Genomic DNA, 23,851 nt, shown 5'->3' with positions numbered 1-23,851 from the left:
GGATGCGCGCACGAAACTCGCAACGTGATGCGCAGATGCGGGGCCGCCAGCGTAGCGATCGTCACGATTCTGGGAGAATCATGCGGGTGTTGACGACGACGACCGGTGACCTCGTGCGCCGGCTCGCCGCCGTCCCGGGTCGGGAGGACCGGCTCGCCCATCTCGAGAAGGTGCCCGCGCGGGAGGCCGTCTTCGCCGACTGGCCGGAGTGGGCCGCCCCGGAGGTGGTCGGCGCCTTCACCGCCCGCGGGATCGAGCGGCCCTGGCAGCATCAGGCGGTTGCCGCCGAGGCTGCCCATGACGGCAGCCATGTCATCGTCTCGACCGGCACCGCGTCGGGAAAGTCGCTGGCCTACCAGCTCCCTGCACTGACCGCGATCCGCGACGGCCGGGGGCGGCGTGGCGAGCGTGGGGCGAGCGTGCTCTATCTCGCCCCGACCAAGGCGCTCGCCCAGGACCAGCTGACCGGGCTGCGGGATCTGGGCGTCGACGTACGCGCGGTGACGCACGACGGCGACAGCACCCGCGAGCAGCGCGACTGGGCTCGCGACTTCGGCGAGTACGTCCTGACCAACCCCGACATGCTGCACCGTTCGCTGCTTCCCGGGCATCAGCGGTGGGCGTCCTACTTCAAGTCGCTGCGCTACGTCGTGATCGACGAGTGCCATCACTACCGCGGTGTCTTCGGCGCCCACGTGTCACACGTGCTGCGTCGCCTGCGCCGCATCTGCGCGCTCTACGGCTCCTCCCCTACGTTCGTCCTGGCCTCGGCGACGGTCGCCGAGCCGGCCGTGGCCGGGGAGCGACTCGTCGGGCTCCCGGTGCTCCCGGTGACCGCCGACCGCTCTCCTCGTGGCGAGCTCTCGATCGCACTGTGGCAGCCGCCGCTGACGACGTACGCCGGTGAGAACGGTGCTCCGGTGCGCCGCGCGGCTTCCGCCGAGACTGCCGATCTGCTCGCCGACCTGGTCTCCTCCGACGTACGCACGCTGGCGTTCGTACGCTCCCGGGTCGGTGCCGAGCAGGTCGCGCTGACCGCGGCGGGCGAGCTGGCCGAGGTCGACCCGTCGCTGCCGGGCCGGGTCGCCTCCTACCGCGGCGGCTACTTGCCCGAGGAGCGCCGGGCCATCGAGGCCTCGCTGCGCTCGGGTGACCTGTTGGGGTTGGCGGCGACCAACGCCCTCGAGCTCGGCATCGACATCAGCGGCCTCGACGCGGTCGTGCTGGCCGGCTATCCCGGCAGACGCTCGGCGTTCTGGCAGCAGATCGGTCGCGCGGGACGAGATGCGGGAGACGCGCTGAGCATCATGGTCGCGCGCGACGACCCGCTCGACACCTATCTCGTCACCCATCCGGACGCGCTTCTCGGGCAGCCTGTCGAAGCCACCGTCTTCGACCCGGCGAACCCGTATGTCGTCGGGCCGCATCTGTGCGCCGCCGCGCAGGAGATTCCGCTGACCGAGCCCGACCTTCCGCTGTTCGGGCCCGGCGCCCAGGACATCCTGGACAACCTGGTCGCCTCGGGGCTGCTGCGAAAGCGTCCGCGTGGTTGGTACTGGACCGACCGGCGGCGGGCCGCGGACCTCGCCGACATCCGCTCGTCGGGCGGGTCTCAGGTGCAGCTGGTGGAGTCGGAGACCGGTCGGGTCGTGGGCACCGTCGACGCGGCGAGCTCACACTCGAGCGCACACCCTGGCGCGGTCTACGTGCATCGTGGCGAGACCTATCTCGTGCACGACCTCGACCTGGACGAGCACATCGCGGTCATCTCCCGCGACGACCCCGGCTACTCGACCTCGGCTCGTGAGATCACGGAGATCTCGATCGTCGCCGAGCGCGAGCACGCTGCGTGGGGCGAGTGCCGGCTGGCCTACGGCGACGTCGACGTCACCCACCAGGTCGTCTCGTTCCTGCGCCGACGCCAGCCCAGCGGCGAGGTGATGGGCGAGGAGCTCCTCGATCTTCCAGAACGTACGCTGCGCACCGCCGCCGTGTGGTGGACCGTGCCCGCCTCGGCCCTCGAGGCAGCCGGGTTGTCGAGCGCCGACATCCCGGGTGCCGCCCACGCCGCCGAGCACTGCTCGATCGGGCTCCTCCCGCTGATCGCGACCTGCGACCGGTGGGACATCGGCGGGGTCAGCACCGCATCCCACGCGGACACCGGAATGCTCACCGTCTTCGTCTACGACGGCCACCCGGGCGGGGCCGGATTCTCCGAGCGCGGTTTCCATGCCGCCAAGGAGTGGCTGGGGGCCACCTTGGAGACCATCGAGACCTGCGAGTGCGACGACGGCTGCCCCTCCTGCGTGCAGTCGCCCAAGTGCGGAAACCAGAACAACCCCCTCGATAAGCAGGGCGCGATCGTGTTGTTGCGTCTGCTGCTGGCCGAATAGGCCTACTCTGGGCAAATGCTGATCTTGGGTATTGTCCTGATCGTCGTCGCCGCGGCTCTCATCGTCCTCGGCCTCTTCACCACCGGCAACGGCGACCTCGAGGACCCGATTGCGACCATGCTCGGTCTGCCCGTCGGCGCAACCACGCTCTTCGTCATCGGCCTGGTTGCCGGTGTGCTCCTCCTTCTCGGCCTCTCCCTCACCAAGTGGGGCGGCAAGCGCCAGGCGAAGAGCATGAAGGAGAGGCGCGAGATGAGGAAGATCGTCCAGTCCGTGCACGACGCCGACCCCAAGACGACCGACGAGAACTAGCCACGAGAGCTAGTCCGTCGGGCCCGCTCTCGCCTCGGCGACCGGGTCACCGGGCTGCCCCAACCAGCGCGGACCTTCGACCTGCACGGTGACGGTGACGTCTTCGTCGACGATCTCGCACGACTCGAGCCTCGCACCGTTGCGGTCGGCGATCGCCCGGGCCGTCGCACACGCGTCTTCCGAGACCTGGAGCGCGTTGGCTCCGGCCAGCGCCGCCAGATCAGCGGCCGACTGGGCGGTGCGGTGGGCCACGAAGACCGCGCCCACCACGCCGAGCGCCGCACCCACGAAGATCAGCAGACCGATCACTCCGACGGCGAACGGAGCCGCAGAGCCTCGTTCGTCACGGGCCGACCTGACCGCACTCACTGCTCCCCCTGGGTCGCCTCGGTCGCAGCGACCGCCTCGCCGTGCACCGTCACCCCCGGCATCCAGGTGAAGATCCCACCGGGGCCCTCGACGCGCGCTCGAGCCGACGCCACGACCTCCTCGGACCCAGCGCTGACGCTCACCTGCGTGCCGGCGGGGCCGACCCGACGTCCGCGGGCTGCCGCGGAGCCGCTGTCGTCGCCTCGCGCAACGGCCCGGGCGGTCTCCCGCGCCGCGTCGACCACCTGGATCTGAGCGGCACCGACCGACAGCAACCACACCAGCCCGATCGTGACGGCCACCAGGAGCGGGATGACCATCACCAGCTCCGCCGTGGCGGCGCCACGCTCATCCCGCTCGGCCACGGCTCAGACTCCGAGGAGGCTGAGAACGTGCTGGAACAACCGGTTGAGCAGGTCGTTGCCGAGACCGCCGGTCAGCAGCTTGTAGAGCAGGCCGGCAAGGCCGGCGCCGGCAGCCGTGCCGACGGCATACTCCGCCGTGGTGATCCCCTTCTCGTTCTTCTGAAGATGTGCCTTGGTCATGAGTTGATCCCCTCTGGTCGTTGGCCGTCCTTACGGCCGCTCGGCACGACAATGACCCTCATCGCCGACGTCCGCGACCCCCAGTCGACGCCCTGTGGATAACCCGGTCCCGAACCACGCCTGTGGACGCCGATCGGCCTACTGACCTGGGAGAACACTCACGTCGAGAGGTCACTTCTGCAGGTCGAGTGGGCAATGCATTGCCCACTCGACCTGCAGAAGTGACCTCTCGACCCCGTGGGGGTGACGTCTCGACGTGCGGGGGTGACCTCTCGGCAGCGGGTCCGGTCAGATACCGAGGTTGGAGAGGAGGCCGCCGACGACGGGGACCACACCGAGAAGCAGGAAGGCGGGGAGGAGGCAGAGGCCGAGGGGCACGGCGGCCTTGACGCCGACGGCACGGGCGCGGTCCTCGACCTCCGCGCGCGCGTTTCTGGTGAGGTCGTCGGCGAGGCGCTCGACGGTCGTCGCGACCGGAGCACCGCTCGCCTGCGCCCGGGCCAGCGCGCGCCCCAGCGGGGCCAGCGCGGGGTCGTCGACCAGCCCGCGCCACGTCTTCTCCGGGTCAGCACCCAGACGTAGTCGAGATGCCGCCGGGAGCAGGCGCTCGGCGGCAGGCCCGGGCAGTGCGGCGGCTACTGCCACCAGCGCCTCGGCGGGCGCGGCGCCCGAGGCGAGCGCGGCGGAGAGCAGGCGGACGAGAGCAGGCAGGTCAGCCTTCGCCGCCTCTCGCTCGTGACGGACGTCGGCAGGCTCGACCCGTCCGATGACCAGCCAGCAGGTGATCCCCGCCGGGGCAGCGAGCACTGCGCCGGCGACGCCGCCCACGAAGGAGTAGACGGCCCCGGCAGCAAGAAGACCCAGCAGCAGCCGCCACCGCATCATCCAGCCGCCAGGACGGCTCGGATCCTGGGCAGCAGCGACGGCCGCGCCAGGCAGCTGCATGGTCGGCGCAGGCAGCAACGCCGCGGCCAAGCCGAGCGTGACGGCGGCGACCCATAAGCTCATCGGGCCTCCACCCCGCGCGCGATGCCCTCGATCCACCACAGCCCCATCCACCCGAGCAGCAGCCCCAGACCGAGGCAGGCGAGACCCACAGGCGACCCGAACAGGAACGCCACCGGGTCACCGCCGACTCCGCTGCCCATCGCCAGGGCCGCCACCGGCAACGCCGCGATCAGGCGGGCCGTCGAGCGGGCCGAGCCGAGCTCGCCGTCGACCACGCGCTGGGTGGCGGCCGCCGCGCGCAGGTCCAACGCCACCCGGTCGAGTGCGTCCGCGAGACCGCTGCCGGTCTGATGAGCGATCTGCCAGGCGGCCGCGACCACCCGCAGCGAACCCGCTCCCGGCGCCTGGGCAACCTCCCGCCAGGCAGCCGGGACGTCGGCCCCCATCCGCTGCGCCTCCGCGACCGGCTCGACCACCGGCCACTCCTCGGCGAGCTGCGACAGCGCCGGCCCGGGCGGGTGGCCGGCGGCGAGCTCGGCCGCCATCTGCTCGCAGGCCTCCACGACTCGGGTGGCCGTACGCCCCGCCTCGATCCGCTCGCAACGGCGTCGCCACAGGGCGACCCCGCCGAACGTGGCGATCCCGAGCAAGACAGCCGCGACGACCGTCTTGCCCGGGAAGACGATGGGGATCAGGGCGGCGAGGAGCAGGGACCATCGCGGCAGCCGCCATGCGCGCGCCTGCCGGCCGACCGGGGCCAGCGTACGAAGCATCAGCGCCACCGCCGCACCTGCCAGGCAGGCGACCAGCCCGAGGCTCAGGCCGCTCATCGGCCCGCTCCCAGCAGCGCCTCGAGCCGGTCGGCGGCCGGACCTGCGACGACCCGCCCGTCGACATCGACCGAGCAGGCGGTCTCCATCCGCACGAACCCGTCGGCGTCACGGCGTGGCACGGCGACCTCGGTCAGCACCCGCCGCCCGTCTCGTCTGCGCAGGTGCACCACCACGTCCACCCCGGAGGCGAACTGGCTGTGGGCCGCGTCGCGCCCGAGACCGGCCGCCAGCGCCAGCGCCTCGACCCGCGCCGGGACGTCGGCCGCGGAGTTGGCATGCAGCGTGCCGCAGCCGCCCTCGTGGCCGGTGTTCAACGCCGCCAGGAGATCGACCACCTCGGCGCCACGCACCTCGCCCACGACCAGCCGGTCGGGGCGCATCCGGAGCGCTTGTCGCACCAGCGTGTGAAGCTCGACGGCGCCGGCCGCCTCGATATTTGCCGGGCGCGCCTCGAGGCCGACCACGTGGGGATGGTCCGGACGCAGCTCGGAGGCGTCCTCCACCAGCACCAGCCGCTCCTCGGGCGGCACCAACGAGAGCAGCGACGCCAGCAGCGTCGTCTTGCCGGACCCGGTGCCCCCGGAGACCAGAAACGCCGACCTCGCCCGCACCAGTCGGCGCAGCAGATCGGCCACCTCGGGGACGACCATCTCGGAGGACTCCAGCTCGTCGAGCGTGAACGCACGCGCCGAGGGCACCCGCAGCGAGATCACCGTGCCCGGCCGCGCCAACGGCGCCAGCACCGCGTGGAACCGGCTGCCGTCGCCCAACCGCAGGTCGACGTAGGGCGAGGCATCGTCGAGGCGGCGGCCGGCTCCGGCGGCGAGCCGCTGGGCCAGCCTCCGCACCGCGTCGTCGTCGGGGAACGTGACCGGAACAGGCTCCAGCCCCGAGCCACGGTCGACGAAGACCTGGTCTGGCCCGTTGACGAGCACATCGGTCACGCCGGGCAGCCGCAGCAACGGCTCGAGCGGGCCCGCTCCGACCACATCTCGGCGAAGCATCTCGAAGACCGCGAGCACGGTCGCGTCGCCGACGATCCGGCCCTCGGCCCGCAGCGCCTGCTGCACGCGGTGCGGGGTGAGCTCGCCCGGCGTACGCGCCAGGTGGTCGCGGACCAGGTCGACGACCTGCGGCGCGACATCGACCCGCTCGCTCATGCCGCCATCGCCCCCGCGCGCACCCGGCAGCGGGTGAGCACCTCGGCGGCGGCACGCGCGAGCGGCGCTCGTCGGGAGCGGATCGGGCCCAGGCCCAGGTCGATCGCCTCGGAGAGGCCGCGCTGGTCACCCATCGAGGCAGCGACGGGGAGCCCCAGGGCGCGTCCGACGGCCTCGGGCTCGGCCGCACGACCACGGACGACCACGCTGAGGCGGTCGCGCTCGGGCAGGCGCGCGACCAACCGCGCGGCCGACGCGGTGCCGGTGACGTTGGCGCGGACGACGATGAGCACCAGGTCGCACCCCGTCACGAGCGCCTCGGTGGCGGAGTCCGACTCACGGGGCAGATCGACGACGACGAGGTCGTGACCCCGTCGCGCGGCAGCGAGCACCTCGCGCACGACCTCCGGCTGCGGCGCCGACGCATCGCCGACGGGCCAGCCCAGCAGCCCCAGCGAGCCGACGTGCGGCACCGCCTCGCGCAGCGCCCGGGCCCCCAGCCGCCCGGCCGTCTGCCCGAGATCGCCCCAGGTCACACCGGGCAGATCCTCGAGCCCGAGCACACGACCCGCGCCGGGCCCGAGCCGGTCGGCATCGACCAGCAGGGTCGACCCACGCTCGGCGCCCAGACTGGCCAGCGCCGCGGCGTACGTCGTCGCGCCCGCTCCTCCCGAGCCGGCCAGCACTCCGATGACGAGCCCGTCACCGCCTTCGCCGTCGCTCACGTCGGCGAGCAGCCCGGAGACCACCGACTCCGCGGACGGCAGCTCCAACATCGTCTCGGCACCCACCTCGAGGGCGGCCCGAAGCGCGGGCTCGCCCGCCTGGCCCCAGCCCACGACGTAGACACCGTCTCGTCGTGGAGGTCGCAACGAGGCCAGCTCGACCAGCAGATCGGTGCCGACGAGGATCAGCGGCGATCTCTGCCAGCGCCGCAACGCGTCGACGGCGGCGGGGCATTCCTCGACGGTGACACCGGATGCGGCGGCGAGCCGGGCGGCCTCCGCGGCGAGCAGCGAGTCTGAGGTGATGACGAGCGGTTCTGAGGTCATGCCAGCAGCATCCGCCGCGGCACCGACAATTCCACCCGCAAATCCGGAGGCTGTGGATAACGCTGTCCCGAACCCACCCTGTGGACGGTGAACGGCCTGCCCAGCGGGCGTCTACGATGTCCGCATGACACGCGTCGCTGCGTTCTTCGACCTCGACAAGACGATCATCGCGAAGTCGAGCACGCTTGCGTTCTCCAAGCACTTCCAGGCCGGCGGTCTGATCACCCGCGCGGCCATGATCCGCTCGGCCTACTCCCAGTTCGTCTACACCGTCGGCGGGGCCGACCACGACCAGATGGAGAAGATGCGCAAGGCGCTCTCCGAGATGGTCACCGGCTGGGACGTCGCCACCGTGAAGGCGATCGTCAAGGACACCCTCCACAACGTCGTCGACCCCCTCGTCTACGAGGAGGCCGTGCAGCTCATCGAGGAGCACCACGCCCAGGGCCACGACGTCATCATCGTCTCGGCCTCGGGCACCGAGCTCGTCGAGCCGATCGGTGCGATGCTCGGCGCCGACCGCGTCGTCGCCACCCAGATGGAGATCGCCGACGGTCGCTACACCGGCGAGATCGCGCTCTACGCCTACCGCGAGGAGAAGGCGCGCGCGGTCCAAGAGCTCGCCGAGCGCTTCGGCTACGACCTCGACGAGTCCTACGCCTACTCCGACTCCGTCACCGACACCCCCATGCTGGAGGAGGTCGGTCACGCGTTCGCGGTCAACCCCGACAAGGATCTCCGCAAGGTCGCCAAGGAGCGCGGCTGGGAGATCCTGGTCTTCGACAAGCCGGTCGCGCTGCGCAGCCGGGTGCTCACCCCGTCGACCCCGACGCTGGCCGCGCTGGCCGTCGGCGGTGCCGTCGCGATCGCCGGCGGCGTCATCTGGGCCGGCACGAAGCGCCGTCGCCTCGGCGCCTGAACGACCGCGCCGACCGATCCCGAGCCGTTCTGCAGGGGCGCCATCATCCTCTTCATCCTGCAGAAATTCCAGCCTTGAATCCGGTCGCTAACCGGCGTACAAACAGAGGTGTAACAAGACGTATACGAATGCCAGGCACCCACGCGGCGATCCACCCATCTGATGGGGTGCTGTAGCCGGGGAGACATCCCGACGCAGTGACCAGACCTTGCACGCTTGGTAACCGAAAGGCACCTCGTGTACGCGGTGGCATCCGGTGATCACAACCCACCGGGTGCCACCTTCTTGTGTGCCTACTCGGCGGCGTCCAGCCGCAACGGCGAGGCCTCGGCCCCGGCAGCGTACGCCTCGGCCGCATAGAGCAGCCACGAGTGCGCGCCCGCCTGCCTGCCCTCACGGAAGCCACGCAGGTTCGACTCGTAGGCCGCGCGCAGGGCCAGGTGGCCGGCCTCCGGCACGACCAGCGACTTCTCGTCGACACCGCGCGCGACCAGCACCAGCCGCTCGGCGGCCCGCGCGACCAGCCCGTTGTGGGACGCGAACGGAGCAGCCGTGGCCAGGTCGGCGTGCACGAACGCAGCCACCACCAGCGCCGGCGCCGAGGTCGGGGCCAACAGCAGATCGGCGAGCCGCCGGAGCCGGGCAGAGGCCTCGGCAGACCGCGGCCGACCGAGCTCCTCGGGCGACAACGAGCCACCCGCCGCGAGCGCGTGCATCCGCGCGAACGCCTGCAACGGCGTCTGCTTCACGACCGGCGCGAGCGAGAGCAGCTCGGTCGAGAGCCGCACCGCGTCCTGAGCGATCTCGTCGCCGCCGGACTCGCGCACCTCACCCAGCGACGACCCGGAACCCTCCAGCACTGCGGAGGCGTGCGCGCCACGCAGCAGCGACTCGGCCGTGGTCTCCGGCGACGTACGCCGCAGACCTCGGTCACGCAGCATGACATCGATGCCGTCACGGGCTGCGGCGAAGCCAGAGGCCACACCTTCGAGCGACACCAACCGGGCCAGCGGATCGTCCTTCACGTGTCAACCTTAAGCGCGCGTTACCCTGACCGAGATGACCGACCCAGCCAGCCCCGATCCGGCACGCTCCTTCGGCAGCGTGGCGGACAGCTATGACCGCGGCCGACCGTCCTACCCGAAGGACGCGGTCACGTGGCTGGTCGGCGCGGAGCCGTGCTCCGTGCTGGAGCTCGGCGCGGGCACCGGCAAGCTGACCGAGGTGCTGGTCGAGCTCGGCCACGACGTCTTCGCGACCGACCCCGACGACGCGATGCTCGACATCCTCTCGGGCAAGCTGCCCGACGTGCGCGCCACCAGCGGCACGGCCGAGCAGATCCCGACCGGCGACGGTCTCTACGACGTCGTCATCGTCGGTCAGGCCTTCCACTGGTTCGACCACGCCAAGGCTCTCTCCGAGATCGGGCGGGTGTTGCGTACGGACGGACGGCTCGCCGTGATCCAGAACGAGCGCGACGAGCGCATCCCGTGGGTGCGCAAGCTCGGCAGGCTGATCGGCAAGCAGGAGGGCGACTTCGACCCGACCGGGATCCTCGACGACTCCGGGATGTTCTCGGCCGTCGAGACGCAGACGTTCCGTCACTGGCAGGTCGTCGACCGCCAGTCGATCCAGGATCTGGTGCTCTCGCGCTCCAACATCGCCACGCTCGCGCCGGAGGCCCAGGACCAGAAGCGGCGTGAGGTGCTCGCCTTCTACGACGACTACGGCCGGGGCATGGACGGCATGCAGCTGCCCTACAACTGCCGCGCCTGGCGCAGCCAGGTCCTGCCCCACGCCCAGCTCACGCACCAGCACTCCGCGGAGACCGACGAGACCGCCGGCGCCCACGAGACCACCGGCACCGCCAGCAGCACCACCAGCGCCGACGACCGGGGTCAGGAGCCGAGCCCGGAGGTGCCGCTCGCCAAGCGCACCGACACCGCCGTACGCCTCCCCCGGGTCGTCACCGACCCGGACAACGGCGACGACGACCTGCTCATCGACTTCCGGTGACCGGGTCTCCCGGGCGCGTGGTCATCCGGTCGCGCTCCGGGTCCATCAGGTCGAAGCTCTGCACGACCCAGAAGATCGTGAAGCAGGCCAGCAGCGAGACCTCGGTCGCCAGCAGCCAGTAGTCCCAGCCGACGACGCCGAGCAGCAGTCCGGCGACGAGCAGCACGGCCATCGCGCCGACCAGCGTCCAGTAGGTCTTGTCCAGCCGCGTACGCGCCTTGTCGGCCTCCCGCGCGATCTTGCGGACGCCCCAGTCGGTGTTGAGCACGACGGCGAGCGCGAACGGGGCGAAGGTGAACACGGCCGCGAGCCCGTGCGCCTTCGAGGCGAAGCTGTCCTGGTCGATCAGCAGCCAGGCCACGCCGACGGCCCAGGCTCCGGCGATCGACACCAGGCCGATCACCACCCAGCGCGAGGGCCAGGACCCGCCGCCACCACGCCTGCGCATCCCGAAGACGAGCACGACCGCCCACCCGATCGCCATCACCGCGAGATAGCTCCAGGCGTTGTTGACGATCGCCGCCTTGTCGACCGCCTCACCGACCTCCGGCGTGGGCACGAAGCCCACCATCGGAGCCGAGAGGCCGGCCAGGTTGAGCGCGGTGTCCTCCGCGTCGGTGTAGCCGCGCAGCACCACCAGGCACACGCCCATCGCGCACAGTCCGGCGGTGAAGACCGGGCCCGCGGCGGTGTAGTAGTAGGACGAGATCGACGTCTGCCACTCACCGCTGGTGATCGTCTCGGCCGCCACCGAGATCGCCAGCCCCGCGAGCAGGCAGCACAGGGCGAATCGGACATAACGGTACGTCGTGACCTCGGTCGTCATGGTTGACGAAGGTATCGGGATCCGACGCCCGTCGCTCCAGAATCCGCCAGCGAGTCCGAGACCCGCGCCACCCGATCATCGCCTCCATCGCCGGCTCGGTCGGCCGCGGATACCGCGAAGATGACGATCACGTGAAATCCCCCGCCGGAGCAGGAAGATCCCTTGGGAGAGGCCCGTCACGCGGGTTAGCGTCCAGCAGAGCCGCATATCTCTGCCGTAGCCCCACCACCATCACCGCTCGGGCCGACGCTCCCGCGGAAAAGTGAGGTCGACATGTCGAACGTGGCATACCTCGAGGACGGCCCGTCCGTCCTCTCCCTCTACGAAGGTTTCTTCGCCGGCGGCGCCCGGATCCTGCACACCGCAGTGGTGCGCGCGCTCGACGCCACCACGCCTCAGCACCACACGGTGCTGAGCCTGAGCGACCGCGTGCAGCGCGAGTTCACCGCCCAGCGGATCTCGTCCGACAGCTCCTATCGCCGCCTGACCGCGGCCGGCGTGCCCGTCAGAGCCTTGAGGCGTACGCCGAGCGGGCCCATCACCACCAGCCAGCTCAAGCGGGTGGCGCAGTCGGTGGCGAAGGCCGACGTCGTCCTCTCCCTCAAGGAGCAGCCGCTCACCGTGCTCGGGAGGGTCGGCACCTCGGGCACCCCGCTGATCACCTGCCTGCACCGCTCCGACCCCGAGCACCAGGGCGCCGGCGTACAGGAGCTGATCGACCTCGACCGCGCCGGCCTGCTGACGGCTGCGGTCTGCTGCGCGGAGTCGACGCAGCTGGCCTACCACCAGGCCACCGGGATCCCGCTCGAGCGGCTGCCCGTCTTCCCGAACGGCGTCGACCTCGACAGGTTCCGCACCGACCCCGAGCTGCGTGCGGGCAAGCGGGCCGAGCTCGGCGTGGGCGGCGACGAGCCGGTCGTGATGATCGCCGCGCGCTTCGACGAGATGAAGAACGTGCCGCTCTTCGTGCGCGCCGCACGCCGGTTCGTGCAGGAGCATCCCGACGCCCATCTGGTCATGTGCGGAGCCGGGATGACCCGCGACAACCCCGCGTTCGCCGAGCTGGTCACCGGTGAGCTCGGCAGCTGGTCGGCCTTGGAGACCAACCTGCACGCCCTCGGGATCCAGAGCCAGATGGCGGCGCTCTACAACGCGGCCGACCTGATCACGCTCACCTCGGCGTTCGGCGAGGCCGCTCCGCTGTGCCTGCTCGAGGGCATGGCCTGCGGCGCGGTGCCGGTGACCACGCCGGTCGGCGACGCCCCCGCGATGGTCGGCGACGCCCGCCTGGTCTCGAGCTTCGACCCCGCCGAGACGGCCGAGTCGTGGAAGGCCGCCTTCGCGCAGCGCGAGGAGCACTTCGAACGCATCTTCCGCGAGCGCCGACGCCTCTCCGAGCAGCGGCTCTTCGACGCCTACGCGCAGCTGGTCCAGGTCTGCGCCGGGTCGGCCTCCGTGCCGCTCGCCGTCTGAGGGCCGCGGCGGCTCAGTAGATGTTCACGCCGTAGGCGTCGAGCGCCTCGCGCACGGGCTGGAAGAAGGTGGTGCCGCCGGAGGAGCAGTCGCCGGACCCGCCCGAGGTGATGCCGAGCGCGGTCGAGCCGTCGTAGAGCGGTCCGCCGGAGTCGCCCGACTCGGCGCAGATGTTGGTCTGGATCATGCCGCGCACGGTGCCGGACCCCTTGTACTTGACCGAGACGTTGAGCGCCTTGACGGTGCCGGAGTGGGTGCCGGACGACGAGCCGTCGCGGGTGACGTGCTGACCCACGTGGGCATCGCCCGCGGAGTAGCCGCCGGAGTGGGTCAGCGAGGTGTTGTCGTAGCGCACCAGCGCGTAGTCGTTGCCGGGGAAGCTCGACTTCGCGGTCGGCCCGATCCGCGTGGTCTGGCCGGAGTTGGTGTACCAGTTCTCCGCCCGGTCTCCACAGTGACCGGCGGTCAGGAAGTAGTACGTGCCGCCGCTGCGTACGTTGAAGCCCAGCGAGCACCGGTAGCCGGCGCCGTAGATCGCGTCGCCGGCACCCATCAGCGGCCTGAACTCGCCCTTGACGTGCTTCACGCTGAGCAGCGCCGGGTCGACGCCGACGGCCCGGGTGACCTTGCCGAGCAGAGACTCGGTGACGGTGGAGTCGGCGGTCACGACGACCTTGCCGGTGGCCTGGTCGGTATACCAGGCGATGCCGGAGACGGCCGACCCGTTGATCGCGGAGTCGACGGCCGAGTGCACCGCGGCGAGCGCCCTGGGGCTGACCTTCGACCGATCCGGCTCGTCGGCGGCGGGCGCGGGCGCGGCGATCGCCGGCGTGGCACCGGCGACGATCAGACCGAGCCCGAAGGCTGCCGCGGCGATGCGGGCGCGAAATCGGGTGGACCTCATGTGCTCCTCCTGGAACGAAACCAGGCGCGCGCCCCGGTAGCGCACGCCAAGAGTGCACGACCACCGTGATGTGCCCGAACACAACCTCCCGTGGAGTATGTCGTTGCCGACACCTCCACGGCCAGTCGTATGAAGGAAATATTCGCAACCCGACGAAATTACGTACGCCGCGAGGCAAAGTGGTCCAGACCACCTCGCCCCACGGCGTACGCGCTGTCGATCAGTCTGTGGGGGTCAGATCAGCAGCTGGTGATCAGTAGATCGTGGCGCCGTAGGCGCTGAGCGCCTCGGTGACCGGCTGGAAGAAGGTCTGGCCACCGGAGGTGCAGTCGCCGCTGCCGCCCGAGGTCAGGCCCAGCGCGGTGGAGCCGGAGTAGAGGGCGCCGCCGGAGTCACCGGGCTCGGCGCACACGTCGGTCTGGATCAGGCCGCTGACGGTGCCCTCGGCGTAACGGACGGTCGCGTCGAGAGCGGTCACGGTGCCGGTGTGGACGCCGGTGGTGGAGCCGTCGCGGGTGACGCTCTGGCCGACGGAGGCCTCGCCGGCGGTGAAGCCGCCCTCCTTGGAGACGCTGGAGTCGTAGCGGACGAGTGCGTAGTCGTCACCCGGGAAGCTCGAGCCGTCGGTGGAGCCGAGGAACTCGCTGTTACCGGAGTCGGCGTACCAGTCCGAGACGGCGTTGCCGCAGTGGCCGGCGGTCAGGAAGGCGTCGGCGCCGCCGACCTTGACGTTGAAGCCGAGCGAGCAGCGCGAGCCGCCGCCGTAGATCGCGTCGCCGGCACCGATGAGCGGGGTGAACTCGCCCTTGACGTGCTTGACGGTCACGGCCTGGTCGCCCTGGCTGGTCTTCTCGGCGGCAGCACCCTTGACCCGGGAGATCTCCGAGTCGGAGACGGTCTCGTCGACGGTCATGACCACCTTGTTGGTGGCCGGGTCGGTGTACCAGGACGAGCCGACGGGTGCGGACTCGGCCACGGCCGACTTGACCGAAGCGACCTCCGACTTGCTGAACTCGGCGTCGGCGGCGGCAGCAGGCAGGGCGATGGCTGCGGATGCGGCCAGACCGAGACCGGCCGCGGCGGCAGCAACGGCGCGGGGACGGAGGATGGAGCTGTTGAACTTCATGGCGTCTCCTCTTTCGTGGGGAACACCCGCTGGGTTGCGGGCCTGGCGCCGAAGCCACGGGTCTCGTGGCGTTACCGGTGCCGGGTAACTGAGTTTCGTGTTCTTTCCTCGCGACCGCACCTCATTCCCCACCCCAAGAATCTGCATTGCAGAGACACGTTCTTCGGGTCTGTGCAATGCAGCAACACGCGAGACAGGCGTCGGAACAGGACCGGAACAAGCTGCGTCGCCCGCTGCGGCACACCGAACGCATTCCATCGAGATTGGGCAAGTTGTGGAGCACGAGCTCGGGGGCCGCGTACCCTAGGTATGAGCGTTCGTCCGTCTCGGACGGGCCGCCAGAACTGCTGACACGCGCCGCTCGATCAGGGGGATTCGAGCGCGAACTCCTCCGTCTTCCACGCCTTCGGCGTGGCGACCTCCGATAGGTGGTAGACAAACCCCATGCCGTATCCGCCGCCCTCAGGCGCCCCCGGTCCGGGCGCGCCTGACGAGGAGCCGCAGAAGCAGCCTGCGCCGTTCGACTACAACGAGCGCTTGATCGGGCTGTCCGCGGAGAGCGGCAACCGGCCGGAGTTCAACGCACGCAAGGAGCGCGGGCGGATCGGCCCGCTGCGCCAAGCACTCACCATCGCGATCTCGCTCGGTCTCGTCGCCGCGTGCGGCGTGATCGTCTTCGCCCTCTTCAAGGACAACCTCTCCGACAGGGACGCCACCAACACCGCCGGCGTGCCGACCACCAGCGACTCCTCGTCGCCGAGCCAGGCCCCGTCCTCCGACGCCGCCTCCCCGGGCAGCGGGAGCTCCGACGTACGCAGCGAGTCCAGCGGCATGCCCGGCTGGCCCGGCACGGCCGCCCCCGACGGCAGCGAGGGCCCCAGCAGCCCGCCCGCCCAGTCGACGGTCGGCCCCGAGCGCGTCTCCGAGGCCGACGCTCCCCGCCCCTGGGAGTTCACCTACGGCGAGGTGACCCTGAAGGCGCGCTATCTCGACGGCAAGGACTACGCCGGCTGCAAGGCGACCCTGAAGGCACCGATCCGGAAGATGGGCTGCCACTACGCGGTCCGGGTCTCCTACAAGGCTCAGCACGCCAACCTGCGGATGACCCACTTCGTCTACGACTTCGGCAGCGTCGAGAAGGCCGGGAAGGCCGCCAAGAAGATGGAGCCGGCCGACGTGACTCCGCCCCCGGAGGCCTCGCTGCCGGGTTACACCCAGGGCTGGTTCAAGGTGAAGGACTACGGCAAGTACGTCGTCTACACGATGGTCACCGCCAACGACCAGATCGCCGTCGACACCGGCAAGGAGTACACCTCCTACGGCAACACCGACCTCGGCGCGGAGATCCTCTTCCGGATGTGAGCCCGGCCTGGTGGTGCCGGCCTAGTGGTGCCCGGCCAGGTCGCGCTCCATGGCCGAGGCGGCAGAGGTCAGGCTGGCGACCAGGGCCGGCAGCGACTCCTTGTCGAAACGCACGCTGGGCATGGAGACCGACATCCCGGCGACGACGTCTCCCCCGGCGCCGTGGACGGGCACACCGATGGCGAAGACACCGCGCTCGGAGCGGCCGTCGTTGAAGGCGAAGCCGTTGCGGCGTACTCGATCCAGCTCGGTGCGCAGCGTGTCGAGGTCCGGGCGGTCGCCGGGGTGGTCGGCGTACCGCTCCTTGCTGTAGATCGAGGCGATCTCGGGCTCGGAGATCTGGGCGAGGAGCAGGAGACCGGCGGTGGTGCGGTGGGCCGGGAAGACCATGCCCTCCCGGGAGCCGACCTTGAGCGACTGCGGCGACTCGATGGAGGCGATGAACCGGCAGGTGTCGCCCGTGCGCACGGCGACGTTGGCCGACTCACCGAGCAGGTCGACCAGTCGTTGCAGGTGGGGCAGCGCGACCTGGCGCAGCCGGGCGGCGGTCGAACGCGAGTGGGCGGCGAGCTCCAGCACCGGCCCGGCTCGATAGCCCTTGTCGTCGTCCTGCACCGCGAAGTCGCGGTAGACGAGCATCGCGAGCAGGCGATGGGCGGTCGAGCGGGCGACATCGAGCCGCACAGCCGCCTCCGAGACCGTGAGCCGGCCTTCGAGCTGAAGGATCGCCGCCAGCTGGAGCGCGTGGTCGACGCTGGTGATCGCGTACGGGGGCCGGGTCTTGAGCGGCTTGTCCATCCCACCTCTTTCTGATCACCCCATAACAAAGCACCTATCGCTCGGCGCCGCAGCAGATTGGCCCAGCCGCCTGCGGCGTTCATCGAAATGAATGGTTGTCCTGCGCCGCCCGGCAGGGGAACCTGTGCCCATGACCACGAACAACCCGATGCGTACGTTCGACGACAGCCGCCGCTGGGCCACCGACGGCACCGCGATGCTGACCACGGCCATCGAGCAGCTCGACGCCTCCGGCATCGCAGCCGGCTCGCAGCTGCCCGGCTGGACGCGCAAGCACGTCGTCGGCCACGTCGCCGCCAACGCCGATGCCCTCGGCAACCTGATCTCCTGGGCCGAGACCGGGATCGAGAAGCGGATGTACGCCTCCACCGAGCAGCGCAACGCCGACATCGAGCGGGCCGCGACGCTCCCGGCCGACGAGCTGCTGACCTGGTACGCCCGCGGCGCCACCGCGCTCGAGGGCGCCTTCGACCGGCTCACCCCGCAGCAGTGGCAGCACGAGGTGATCACCGCGCAGGGCGTCACCCGGCAGGCGAGCGACGTGCCGTGGATGCGCGCACGTGAGGTGTTCGTGCACGCCGTCGACCTCGGCACCGGTCTCGGCTTCGCCGACCTGCCCGACGACTTCCTGACCGCCCTCGCCGACGAGATCCGCGTGAAGCGTGGCCTCTCCGAGGACGACCTGCGCGCCGTGTCCGGGTCGCTCCCCGACGTCACCGCCTGGCTCGCCGGGCGTCCGCACGGCATCGCGGACGCACCCGAGCTCGGGCCTTGGTTGTGAGGCCGGGTTCGTGAGGCCGGGCCGGCCGGCGGTCGGCGGCTAGCGCCAGCCGCCGAGCTTGTCCGGGTTGAGGACGATCCAGACGTCGGTGACGCGGCCGTCGACGACCCGGAGGTTGGCGACGCCGTGGTGAGTGGCGTCCTCGACCAACGTGAACCCGAGGCCGTCGGCGGTGGGCTCGGTGCGGATCGCCCACGTCGGCCGCTTCCTGAGCACGCCGACCAGGAACCGCGCCACCTTCTGCGGCCCTTCGATCGGGTTGAGGGCCGCGCTGACCCGCCCACCGCCGTCGGAGCGCAGCGTGACCGAAGGGTCCAGCAGCGTCACCAGCCGGCCGAGGTCACCGCCGGCGGTCGCCGAGACGAAGGCACGCACGACATCGTCGTGCTCCGGCAGCGCCGCGATGCCGAGACGCTGGTCGGCCACCCGCCGCCTGGCCGAGGTCGCGAGCTGGCGGACCGCGGCCGGGCTGCGGCCCACGACCGTGGCGACGTCGCCGAACGGCACGGCGAAGACGTCATGGAGCACGAACGCGACCCGCTCGGCAGGCGTCATCGCATCCAGCACGACGAGGAGAGCCGTGCTGACCGTGTCGTCCAGGGTCACGCGGTCGGCGGGGTCGGTCGGCTCCGTCGCCCCCGCGGGGCTGCCGGGAGCCGCCAGGAAGCCGGGTCGGGTCGGCTCGGGCAGCCACGGACCGACGTACTGCTCCCTCCGCACGCGTGCGGACTTGAGCGCGTCGAGACAGATCCGGCTCGTGACGCGGCTGAGCCAGCCGGCGGGATTATCGATCGCGGACCGCTCGGCATCGGTGAGGCGATACCACCGGACGTACGTCTCCTGGACCGCGTCCTCGGCCTCCTCGACCGTGCCGAGGAGACGGTAGGCCAGCGCGATCAGGCGGCGCCGCTCGACGATCACCTCATCCAGGTCGTCCATGTCAGGCATCCTGGCACCTCGCTGCGCGGTTCACACGAGTGTGACGAGCCAGACGTCAGGAATGTGAGGCGGCGACCTCACATTCATCGGCGACATCTCGTCAATCAGGTGAGTGCCCGCGACATGGCGGGCCCGTCACCGAAGGATCCCGATGCTCGCCAACGTCAACGTCACCAAGCTCTTCCCCGCCGCCTACAAGGCCCAGATGGCGGTCGAGGAGGCTGTCGAGGAGGCCATCACCGCTGCGGGTCTCGACCGGCTCGCCGTCGACCTCGTGAAGCTGCGCGCCTCTCAGCTCAACGGCTGCGCCTTCTGCCTGCGCATGCACACCCAGGACGCCATCAAGAACGGTGAGACGGCCGAGCGGCTCGCCGTCGTCGCCGCCTGGTGGGAGTCGCAGTACTTCACGCCCGAGGAGCAGGCCGCGCTCACCATCGCCGAGCAGATCACCCGCATCGGCGACCTGCACACCGCCGCCTCCCCCGGCGTCGATGTCGAGAGCATCCTCGACGACAAGCAGATCGCCGCCCTCACCTGGGTCGCGATCTCGATCAACGCCTGGAACCGGATCGCGATCGCCAGCCACTACCCCGTCGCGCCGTGACGATCTGACGACCTCCCCCGAACGGCTGTTCCGGCCGGGCGGCGGCGGCCGGTGTGGCAATCTGTGAGGGCACGATCTCTACTCGGCAGGGGACCGATGACGACACCTCCGCAGCACCCGCCACCTCCGCCGCCGGAGGGGTACGGGGCGTTGCCACCCGCACCGGACCCCCAGGGCGGTGGCTCGGCGAACGAAAGTTCGTACGCACGCCCCGGCGGGCCGTGGGCGCTCGTCATCGGCCTCGGCGCGCTGGCGGTCGTGCTGGTCCTCGCCGCGATCGTCACCGCCGGGATCGTCCTCCTCCGCGGCTCGGACGACCCGAGCGCCGGCCCGGCCCCGGCGACCGCGTCGTCCCCGCCCACCTCGCCGTCACCGTCGGCCGGCAGCTCCACCCCCGACCCCGGAGGCTTGGCCGACGACCTCTTCGCGGGCGAGTGGAACTTCAAGCTCGGCGACGTGCAGATGGACGCGACGTACGTTGCCGCGAAGGACTACCCGGACTGCGGGCCGATCGCCTCGGCCGCCCTGGAGAAGAAGGGCTGCCGCTACGCCGCGATGGGGATCCACGACGCCGAGGGCGGCAAGCTGCGGCTGCTCCGGATCATCTACGTCTTCGACAGCGACGCGGCCGCCAGCGCAGCCGCCACGTCGGCGAAGGAGACCGACTTCGACCTGCCGACCGGCAGCCTCATCGCGGACGACGTGATCGGCAAGTGGGTGGCCAAAGACTCGTCCAAGGCTGTCGTGGTCGGGTTCGTGACCGCGCAGAAGGGCGTCACCGAGAAGACCGCCGACGAGTTCCTCCACTACGGCACCGCCGACATCGCGGCCGCGCTGGGGTTCATGGACCTCTAGATGATCTAGGCGTTCACCCGAGGTTTCTGAGTATTAGAGAGCGTTTGGCTCAGCGCACACGGCACGCCCATACCGTCGGTAGGCGTGTCCCCCAACGCACTCTTCTCGGGTCCCGCGTCGGCGAAGCTGCTGCGCGCGGTCGTGCCCGCGGTCGCACTGTGCGGCATCGTCGCCGTCGCCTCGAGCCTCCTCGCCCCGACGACCGCCACCGCCGGCCCGACGATCAAGGTCGCCCAGGCCGACCCCGTCCGTCCCGGCTTCCAGCGGTTCGCCTGGCTCAACGCCTGGGCCGACCACCACACGGCGCCCGGCGGCTCTGCCGCCGGCAGGCTCGACGGGGTGCCGCGGATGCGGATCGTGGTCGGTCATCTGCGGCGTACGCTCGTCGACTTCGGTGTGCTCGCCGAGGTGGAGGCACCGCAACGGGCCACCTTCGAGCGATACGGCCGCGAGTACGCGTTGATCTCCACGCCCGACGCCACCGACGACGCGGTCTTCTACCGCCGCTCGGTGTTTCGGCTGGTCAGCAGGGACCCCGTGACCATGTACTACCGGCACGGCGCCCGGGTCACGGCCCCGGTCGTGGTGCTGGAGGAGCGTGCCACCGGGCGACGGGTCGGGGTGCTCCCCGTGCACTTCCCGGCGTCGATCCCCTCGGCTCCCAACCAGAAGAAGTGGCGGCAGATCGACGCGCAGATCGTCAAGAGCATCGTCGCGCGATCCGAGGTGCCGATGATCGTCGCGGGCGACTTCAACCAGCGCAACGACATCCTGTGCGACCTCACCTCGCCCGAGACCGGGCTGATCAGCCCGCTCGCCACGCACGAGACGTGCAACACCTTCGGGCGGGCACCGATCGACCAGACCTTCCTCGACCCCTCGCTGCGCCCGGACCGCTACCGCGCCTACTCCGGCCCGTCGGCGCGGCGAGCCACCGACCACGGCGCGTTCTACCAGGTCAGGATGCAGATTCCCGCCGGCGGCCAACCGCTTCCGAGGACTGCTCAGAAGTAGGTGCGCACCAGGTCGGTCACCACATAGTCGCCGTCGACGACGGGGATCAGCCGCCACTTGTCGAACGCCGTGCACGGGTGCGAGATGCCGAAGGCGACCAGGTCGCCGGGGCGCAGGCCGGCGTCGGTGTGCAGATAGGCGTGCTGGTCGTCCATCTTCTCGACCGCTCCCTCGAGCGGCTCGGCGCGGTCGTGGCCGTTACGGCGCACCGCCAACGGGATCGGCTGGCCGCTGTCGTAGGGCGCGTCACGCTTGCCCATCCCGACGATCACCAGCCCGGGCTCGGGCGCCGAGACCACCTGGGCCCAGATCTCGAGAGCTGGCTCGAGGCTGCCCTCGATGCGGTTGTAGGGCGTCTTGTCGGTGTAGGTGCCGTGGTCGTGGGAGACGTACGCCCCGCTGCGCAGCACCTTGCGAGGGGTCATCTCGGCCGGCCAGCCCGTCGACCAACGCTCGGCCAGTACGTCGAAGAAGGCGCTGCCGCCCGCGGAGACGATCGCGTCGGCGGCGACCAGGCCCTCGGTGAACAGCGTCGAGGCGAGCCGTCTGAGGTCGTCGAAATAGCCACCGGCGGCCTCGACCGTCTTCAGCCCGCCCTCGTATCCGGCCACACCCGCCAGGAACACCCCGGACGTGGAGGCCACGACCCGACCGAGCTCGAGCGCCTCCTCGACCGACCGGCATCCCGTGCGTCCGCCCACGAAGCCCAGGTCGATCAGCACCGACAGCGGCCGGTCCTCGACGCCCACCAGGGCGGAGGCCTCGGCGGCAGCCTCGACCCCCTCGACCGAGTCGACCAGGTGCAGGTGGAGGAACTCCGGGTCGGCGGCCCGCTCGGAGGCAACCCAGCTCAGCGCGCTGTGGTCGAGGATCTCGTTGGCGACCAGGACACGGCGTACGCCGGCCCGGCGAGCGACCAGCGCCTGGCTCGGCGAGGCCACCGTGATCGCCCAGGCGCCGGCGTCGAGCTGCTGCTGATAGAGCGACGGCGCCATCGTGGTCTTGCCGTGCGGAGCGAGCAGCAGACCGTGCTCGTCGGCGAACCCGGCGAGGGTCACGACGTTGTGGTCCAGCGCGCCGCTCTTGAGCACCATCACCGGCCAGGTGAACGAGCCGTCGAAGAGGTGGCGGCCGGAGGCTGCGTACGTGGTGGAGTCGATGGGCTCTCCGGGCTCCCAGAAGCCCTTGTCGGCCCAGCACACTTGCTCATCCATCGGCCGTAAAACTACCGATGCCGAGCATCCGGGGTGACGGAAACCGGTGAACTTTGCCGGTTCGCCGGTGAACTCGCCGAGCAGCGGCACGGACATGGGCATGGGCGCCCGGAAGCTCACATGAAGGTCTTGCCCTCGCCCCGGTAGGTCGGCGCCACGGTGATGATGGCGTCGTTCTCGACGAGGTGGAGCGAGTCGAGGCGTTCGCAGACCTCGCCCGCCTTCGCGTGCCGGAACCACACCTTGTCACCGATCGCGAGCGTGTCGGCCGCCGCCCCGCGCAGCGGGGTCTGCACCTCGCCGGCACCCTCGGTGCCGACGTAGTCGAGCCCGAAGGGGTAGGTCGGGCTCGGCGCGCGGTCGGGCCCGACCGGTCCCGACGCGATCCAGCCGCCGCCGGCGACGGTGACGATGCCGGGGGCGGGCCGGCGCACGACGCTCAGCCCGAAGTAGGCCGCCGGGTGCGGTGTGAAGCCGTCGTAACGGTCGAAGAGGGTCGGGCCGTAGAGCCCGGACCCGGCCGCGATCTCGGTCACCGACGGGTCGGCGCGGGTGGACTCGATCGAGCCGGTGCCGCCGCCGTTGACGAACTCGAGGTCGGCCAGCGAGCGAACGGCCGCGACCACCTTCCCGCGACGCTCGGTGATCTCGGCGACCGAGGCCCGCTTCATCCGGCGGATGACGGGCGCGGGCGGGTTGCCGCCGAGCGGGCGGTCGACCAGACCGGCGACCTGACCCTCGTAGGCCATCAGACCGACCAGCTCGAAGTCCGGATCCTCGGTGACCAGCCGGGCCAGGGCGACGGCATCCTCGGGCGTGCGCACCGGGGAGCGGCGCGGGCCGAGCCAGATGCGCCGGGCGATGACCAGCGCCGCGTCGAGGTCGAGGGCGACACGTACGGGGGCGGCCGGGGTGCCGATCGCCGACTTGAGCAGCGACAGCCCCTCGGCGCTGTCGACCATCAGCGTGATCCGGGCGAGCTTCTCCTCGTCGCCGGCGAGCGCCGCGAGCGCCGCCCGCTCGGCGGTCGGGTAGCCGATCACGATGTCGTAGTGGGTCTCGGCCAGCCACAGCGCCTCGGACAGCGTGAACGCCAGGATCCCCTCGTATCCCTCGCGGGCGAGCACCCGGTCGAGCAGCGCACGGCAGCGTACGGACTTGCTCGCCACCCGGATCGGAGTGCCCGCGGCCCGGCGTACGAGGTCGTCGGCGTTGGCGTCGAACGCCGCCAGGTCGACCGCCCCGACAGGGCCGTCGAGTCCGGCGGTCGCCCGGTCGAGACGATCGTGCTGCTGAGCGGAGAGATGGTGGGATGTCGTAACCACGAGGCCAGTGTCTATGCCCCTCATGGCACTCGCGTCAACGGTGGGTGGGCAACTGTTCCGTCGCGCGGTCCGACGGATCTGGA

Annotated in this window: 25 protein-coding genes; 10 read left to right on the top strand and 15 right to left on the bottom strand. The window is 71.0% G+C overall.

The window, feature by feature from the left end; genetic code table 11:
- Nucleotides 1-80: 80 nt before the first annotated feature.
- The gene (locus FB381_RS01905) at nt 81-2,393 is read left to right on the top strand and encodes a DEAD/DEAH box helicase (RefSeq protein WP_141778723.1); all 2,313 of its coding nucleotides are present in this window, start codon (nt 81-83) and stop codon (nt 2,391-2,393) included.
- 15 nt (nt 2,394-2,408) lie between these two features.
- Nucleotides 2,409-2,705 (top strand): hypothetical protein, encoded by a 297-nt coding sequence (locus FB381_RS01900; protein ID WP_141778722.1) that lies wholly within the window; start codon nt 2,409-2,411, stop codon nt 2,703-2,705.
- A 9-nt stretch (nt 2,706-2,714) separates the two neighbouring features.
- Here the strand turns inward: FB381_RS01900 and FB381_RS01895 are convergent, their stop codons facing one another.
- From FB381_RS01895 to ssd, 7 genes are all read right to left on the bottom strand, one after another.
- The gene (locus FB381_RS01895; protein ID WP_141778721.1) at nt 2,715-3,074 is read right to left on the bottom strand and encodes an Rv3654c family TadE-like protein; all 360 of its coding nucleotides are present in this window, start codon (nt 3,072-3,074) and stop codon (nt 2,715-2,717) included.
- Nucleotides 3,071-3,439 carry a TadE family protein gene (locus FB381_RS01890; RefSeq protein ID WP_141778720.1) on the bottom strand — a complete coding sequence of 123 codons (369 nt, stop codon included), beginning with the start codon at nt 3,437-3,439 and terminating at the stop codon, nt 3,071-3,073. Before FB381_RS01890 ends, FB381_RS01895 begins: the two co-directional genes overlap by 4 nt.
- A gap of 3 nt (nt 3,440-3,442) precedes the next feature.
- Complete coding sequence (locus tag FB381_RS01885) at nt 3,443-3,619, bottom strand: DUF4244 domain-containing protein (RefSeq protein ID WP_141778719.1); 177 nt, start codon at nt 3,617-3,619, stop codon at nt 3,443-3,445.
- A 288-nt stretch (nt 3,620-3,907) separates the two neighbouring features.
- Nucleotides 3,908-4,627 (bottom strand): type II secretion system F family protein, encoded by a 720-nt coding sequence (locus tag FB381_RS01880; protein WP_141778718.1) that lies wholly within the window; start codon nt 4,625-4,627, stop codon nt 3,908-3,910.
- Nucleotides 4,624-5,397: a type II secretion system F family protein gene (locus FB381_RS01875; RefSeq protein ID WP_141778717.1), complete on the bottom strand. Its 774-nt coding sequence runs from the start codon at nt 5,395-5,397 to the stop codon at nt 4,624-4,626. Before FB381_RS01875 ends, FB381_RS01880 begins: the two co-directional genes overlap by 4 nt.
- Nucleotides 5,394-6,560 carry a TadA family conjugal transfer-associated ATPase gene (locus FB381_RS01870; RefSeq protein WP_141778716.1) on the bottom strand — a complete coding sequence of 389 codons (1,167 nt, stop codon included), beginning with the start codon at nt 6,558-6,560 and terminating at the stop codon, nt 5,394-5,396. The genes FB381_RS01875 and FB381_RS01870 overlap by 4 nt, the downstream gene beginning before the upstream one ends.
- Nucleotides 6,557-7,612: a septum site-determining protein Ssd gene (ssd, locus tag FB381_RS01865; RefSeq protein WP_141778715.1), complete on the bottom strand. Its 1,056-nt coding sequence runs from the start codon at nt 7,610-7,612 to the stop codon at nt 6,557-6,559. The genes FB381_RS01870 and ssd overlap by 4 nt, the downstream gene beginning before the upstream one ends.
- A 124-nt stretch (nt 7,613-7,736) precedes the next feature.
- On the opposite strand from ssd, the gene FB381_RS01860 reads away from it, so the two are divergent.
- A complete protein-coding gene (locus FB381_RS01860) occupies nt 7,737-8,531 on the top strand; it encodes an HAD family hydrolase (RefSeq protein ID WP_141778714.1) in 795 nt (264 codons plus the stop codon).
- Between the two features lie 293 nt (nt 8,532-8,824).
- Here FB381_RS01860 and FB381_RS01855 read toward each other — a convergent pair whose 3' ends face one another.
- Nucleotides 8,825-9,556, bottom strand: a complete 732-nt coding sequence (locus FB381_RS01855) for a Fic family protein (protein ID WP_141778713.1) — start codon at nt 9,554-9,556, stop codon at nt 8,825-8,827.
- Between the two features lie 34 nt (nt 9,557-9,590).
- On the opposite strand from FB381_RS01855, the gene FB381_RS01850 reads away from it, so the two are divergent.
- A complete protein-coding gene (locus tag FB381_RS01850; RefSeq protein ID WP_170225028.1) occupies nt 9,591-10,547 on the top strand; it encodes a class I SAM-dependent methyltransferase in 957 nt (318 codons plus the stop codon).
- Here the strand turns inward: FB381_RS01850 and FB381_RS01845 are convergent.
- Nucleotides 10,531-11,373: a hypothetical protein gene (locus tag FB381_RS01845; RefSeq protein WP_141778712.1), complete on the bottom strand. Its 843-nt coding sequence runs from the start codon at nt 11,371-11,373 to the stop codon at nt 10,531-10,533. The genes FB381_RS01850 and FB381_RS01845 overlap by 17 nt on opposite strands.
- A 273-nt stretch (nt 11,374-11,646) precedes the next feature.
- On the opposite strand from FB381_RS01845, the gene FB381_RS01840 reads away from it, so the two are divergent.
- Nucleotides 11,647-12,846 carry a glycosyltransferase gene (locus FB381_RS01840; RefSeq protein WP_141778711.1) on the top strand — a complete coding sequence of 400 codons (1,200 nt, stop codon included), beginning with the start codon at nt 11,647-11,649 and terminating at the stop codon, nt 12,844-12,846.
- A gap of 13 nt (nt 12,847-12,859) precedes the next feature.
- Here FB381_RS01840 and FB381_RS01835 read toward each other — a convergent pair whose 3' ends face one another.
- Together FB381_RS01835 and FB381_RS01830 are read right to left on the bottom strand one after the other, a co-directional pair.
- A complete protein-coding gene (locus FB381_RS01835; RefSeq protein ID WP_141778710.1) occupies nt 12,860-13,750 on the bottom strand; it encodes a S1 family peptidase in 891 nt (296 codons plus the stop codon).
- Nucleotides 13,751-14,003: 253 nt separating this feature from the next.
- On the bottom strand, nt 14,004-14,876 hold the full coding sequence (locus tag FB381_RS01830; RefSeq protein WP_141778709.1) for a S1 family peptidase: 873 nt from the start codon (nt 14,874-14,876) through the stop codon (nt 14,004-14,006).
- Nucleotides 14,877-15,320: 444 nt separating this feature from the next.
- On the opposite strand from FB381_RS01830, the gene FB381_RS01825 reads away from it, so the two are divergent.
- Nucleotides 15,321-16,238 (top strand): hypothetical protein, encoded by a 918-nt coding sequence (locus FB381_RS01825; RefSeq protein WP_141778708.1) that lies wholly within the window; start codon nt 15,321-15,323, stop codon nt 16,236-16,238.
- A 21-nt stretch (nt 16,239-16,259) separates the two neighbouring features.
- Here FB381_RS01825 and FB381_RS01820 read toward each other — a convergent pair whose 3' ends face one another.
- Nucleotides 16,260-17,036, bottom strand: coding sequence for an IclR family transcriptional regulator (locus FB381_RS01820; protein WP_141778707.1), 777 nt, complete (start codon nt 17,034-17,036; stop codon nt 16,260-16,262).
- Nucleotides 17,037-17,166: 130 nt separating this feature from the next.
- Here FB381_RS01820 and FB381_RS01815 point away from each other — a divergent pair, with 130 nt between their 5' ends.
- Nucleotides 17,167-17,817 carry a maleylpyruvate isomerase family mycothiol-dependent enzyme gene (locus tag FB381_RS01815; RefSeq protein ID WP_211352301.1) on the top strand — a complete coding sequence of 217 codons (651 nt, stop codon included), beginning with the start codon at nt 17,167-17,169 and terminating at the stop codon, nt 17,815-17,817.
- A gap of 39 nt (nt 17,818-17,856) precedes the next feature.
- On the opposite strand, the gene sigJ is transcribed toward FB381_RS01815, so the two are convergent.
- Nucleotides 17,857-18,756, bottom strand: a complete 900-nt coding sequence (gene sigJ / locus FB381_RS01810) for an RNA polymerase sigma factor SigJ (protein ID WP_246087915.1) — start codon at nt 18,754-18,756, stop codon at nt 17,857-17,859.
- A gap of 151 nt (nt 18,757-18,907) precedes the next feature.
- Here sigJ and FB381_RS01805 point away from each other — a divergent pair, with 151 nt between their 5' ends.
- The 3 genes from FB381_RS01805 (at nt 18,908) to FB381_RS01795 (ending at nt 21,229) form a co-directional block, all read left to right on the top strand.
- A complete protein-coding gene (locus FB381_RS01805) occupies nt 18,908-19,360 on the top strand; it encodes a carboxymuconolactone decarboxylase family protein (protein WP_141778705.1) in 453 nt (150 codons plus the stop codon).
- Nucleotides 19,361-19,456: 96 nt separating this feature from the next.
- Complete coding sequence (locus tag FB381_RS01800; RefSeq protein ID WP_141778704.1) at nt 19,457-20,215, top strand: hypothetical protein; 759 nt, start codon at nt 19,457-19,459, stop codon at nt 20,213-20,215.
- 84 nt (nt 20,216-20,299) lie between these two features.
- Nucleotides 20,300-21,229: an endonuclease/exonuclease/phosphatase family protein gene (locus tag FB381_RS01795; RefSeq protein WP_141778703.1), complete on the top strand. Its 930-nt coding sequence runs from the start codon at nt 20,300-20,302 to the stop codon at nt 21,227-21,229.
- Here FB381_RS01795 and FB381_RS01790 read toward each other — a convergent pair.
- Nucleotides 21,220-22,443, bottom strand: coding sequence for an alanine racemase (locus tag FB381_RS01790; RefSeq protein WP_141778702.1), 1,224 nt, complete (start codon nt 22,441-22,443; stop codon nt 21,220-21,222). The two genes, FB381_RS01795 and FB381_RS01790, sit on opposite strands and share 10 nt — an antisense overlap.
- Before the next feature lie 116 nt (nt 22,444-22,559).
- Nucleotides 22,560-23,768: an amino acid deaminase/aldolase gene (locus tag FB381_RS01785; RefSeq protein ID WP_141778701.1), complete on the bottom strand. Its 1,209-nt coding sequence runs from the start codon at nt 23,766-23,768 to the stop codon at nt 22,560-22,562.
- Nucleotides 23,769-23,851 lie beyond the last annotated feature (83 nt).

The organism is Nocardioides albertanoniae, assembly GCF_006716315.1.
GTDB lineage: Bacteria > Actinomycetota > Actinomycetes > Propionibacteriales > Nocardioidaceae > Nocardioides > Nocardioides albertanoniae.
Note: the sequence above shows the minus strand (reverse complement) of the source record. Positions and strands in the feature narration are given on the sequence as shown.

Bases quoted from the DNA above. Each gene is read 5' to 3' on its own strand.
- ssd (WP_141778715.1), bottom strand. From the start codon at position 7,612: ATGACCTCAGAACCGCTCGTCATCACCTCAGACTCGCTGCTCGCCGCG.
- FB381_RS01805 (WP_141778705.1), top strand. From the start codon at position 18,908: ATGCTCGCCAACGTCAACGTCACCAAGCTCTTCCCCGCCGCCTACAAG.
- FB381_RS01800 (WP_141778704.1), top strand. From the start codon at position 19,457: ATGACGACACCTCCGCAGCACCCGCCACCTCCGCCGCCGGAGGGGTAC.
- FB381_RS01860 (WP_141778714.1), top strand. From the start codon at position 7,737: ATGACACGCGTCGCTGCGTTCTTCGACCTCGACAAGACGATCATCGCG.
- FB381_RS01900 (WP_141778722.1), top strand. From the start codon at position 2,409: ATGCTGATCTTGGGTATTGTCCTGATCGTCGTCGCCGCGGCTCTCATC.
- FB381_RS01790 (WP_141778702.1), bottom strand. From the start codon at position 22,443: ATGGATGAGCAAGTGTGCTGGGCCGACAAGGGCTTCTGGGAGCCCGGA.
- FB381_RS01875 (WP_141778717.1), bottom strand. From the start codon at position 5,397: ATGAGCGGCCTGAGCCTCGGGCTGGTCGCCTGCCTGGCAGGTGCGGCG.
- FB381_RS01870 (WP_141778716.1), bottom strand. From the start codon at position 6,560: ATGAGCGAGCGGGTCGATGTCGCGCCGCAGGTCGTCGACCTGGTCCGC.
- FB381_RS01830 (WP_141778709.1), bottom strand. From the start codon at position 14,876: ATGAAGTTCAACAGCTCCATCCTCCGTCCCCGCGCCGTTGCTGCCGCC.
- FB381_RS01835 (WP_141778710.1), bottom strand. From the start codon at position 13,750: ATGAGGTCCACCCGATTTCGCGCCCGCATCGCCGCGGCAGCCTTCGGG.
- sigJ (WP_246087915.1), bottom strand. From the start codon at position 18,756: ATGGACGACCTGGATGAGGTGATCGTCGAGCGGCGCCGCCTGATCGCG.
- FB381_RS01850 (WP_170225028.1), top strand. From the start codon at position 9,591: ATGACCGACCCAGCCAGCCCCGATCCGGCACGCTCCTTCGGCAGCGTG.
- FB381_RS01820 (WP_141778707.1), bottom strand. From the start codon at position 17,036: ATGGACAAGCCGCTCAAGACCCGGCCCCCGTACGCGATCACCAGCGTC.
- FB381_RS01885 (WP_141778719.1), bottom strand. From the start codon at position 3,619: ATGACCAAGGCACATCTTCAGAAGAACGAGAAGGGGATCACCACGGCG.
- FB381_RS01815 (WP_211352301.1), top strand. From the start codon at position 17,167: ATGACCACGAACAACCCGATGCGTACGTTCGACGACAGCCGCCGCTGG.
- FB381_RS01880 (WP_141778718.1), bottom strand. From the start codon at position 4,627: ATGAGCTTATGGGTCGCCGCCGTCACGCTCGGCTTGGCCGCGGCGTTG.
- FB381_RS01905 (WP_141778723.1), top strand. From the start codon at position 81: ATGCGGGTGTTGACGACGACGACCGGTGACCTCGTGCGCCGGCTCGCC.
- FB381_RS01845 (WP_141778712.1), bottom strand. From the start codon at position 11,373: ATGACGACCGAGGTCACGACGTACCGTTATGTCCGATTCGCCCTGTGC.
- FB381_RS01825 (WP_141778708.1), top strand. From the start codon at position 15,321: ATGCCGTATCCGCCGCCCTCAGGCGCCCCCGGTCCGGGCGCGCCTGAC.
- FB381_RS01840 (WP_141778711.1), top strand. From the start codon at position 11,647: ATGTCGAACGTGGCATACCTCGAGGACGGCCCGTCCGTCCTCTCCCTC.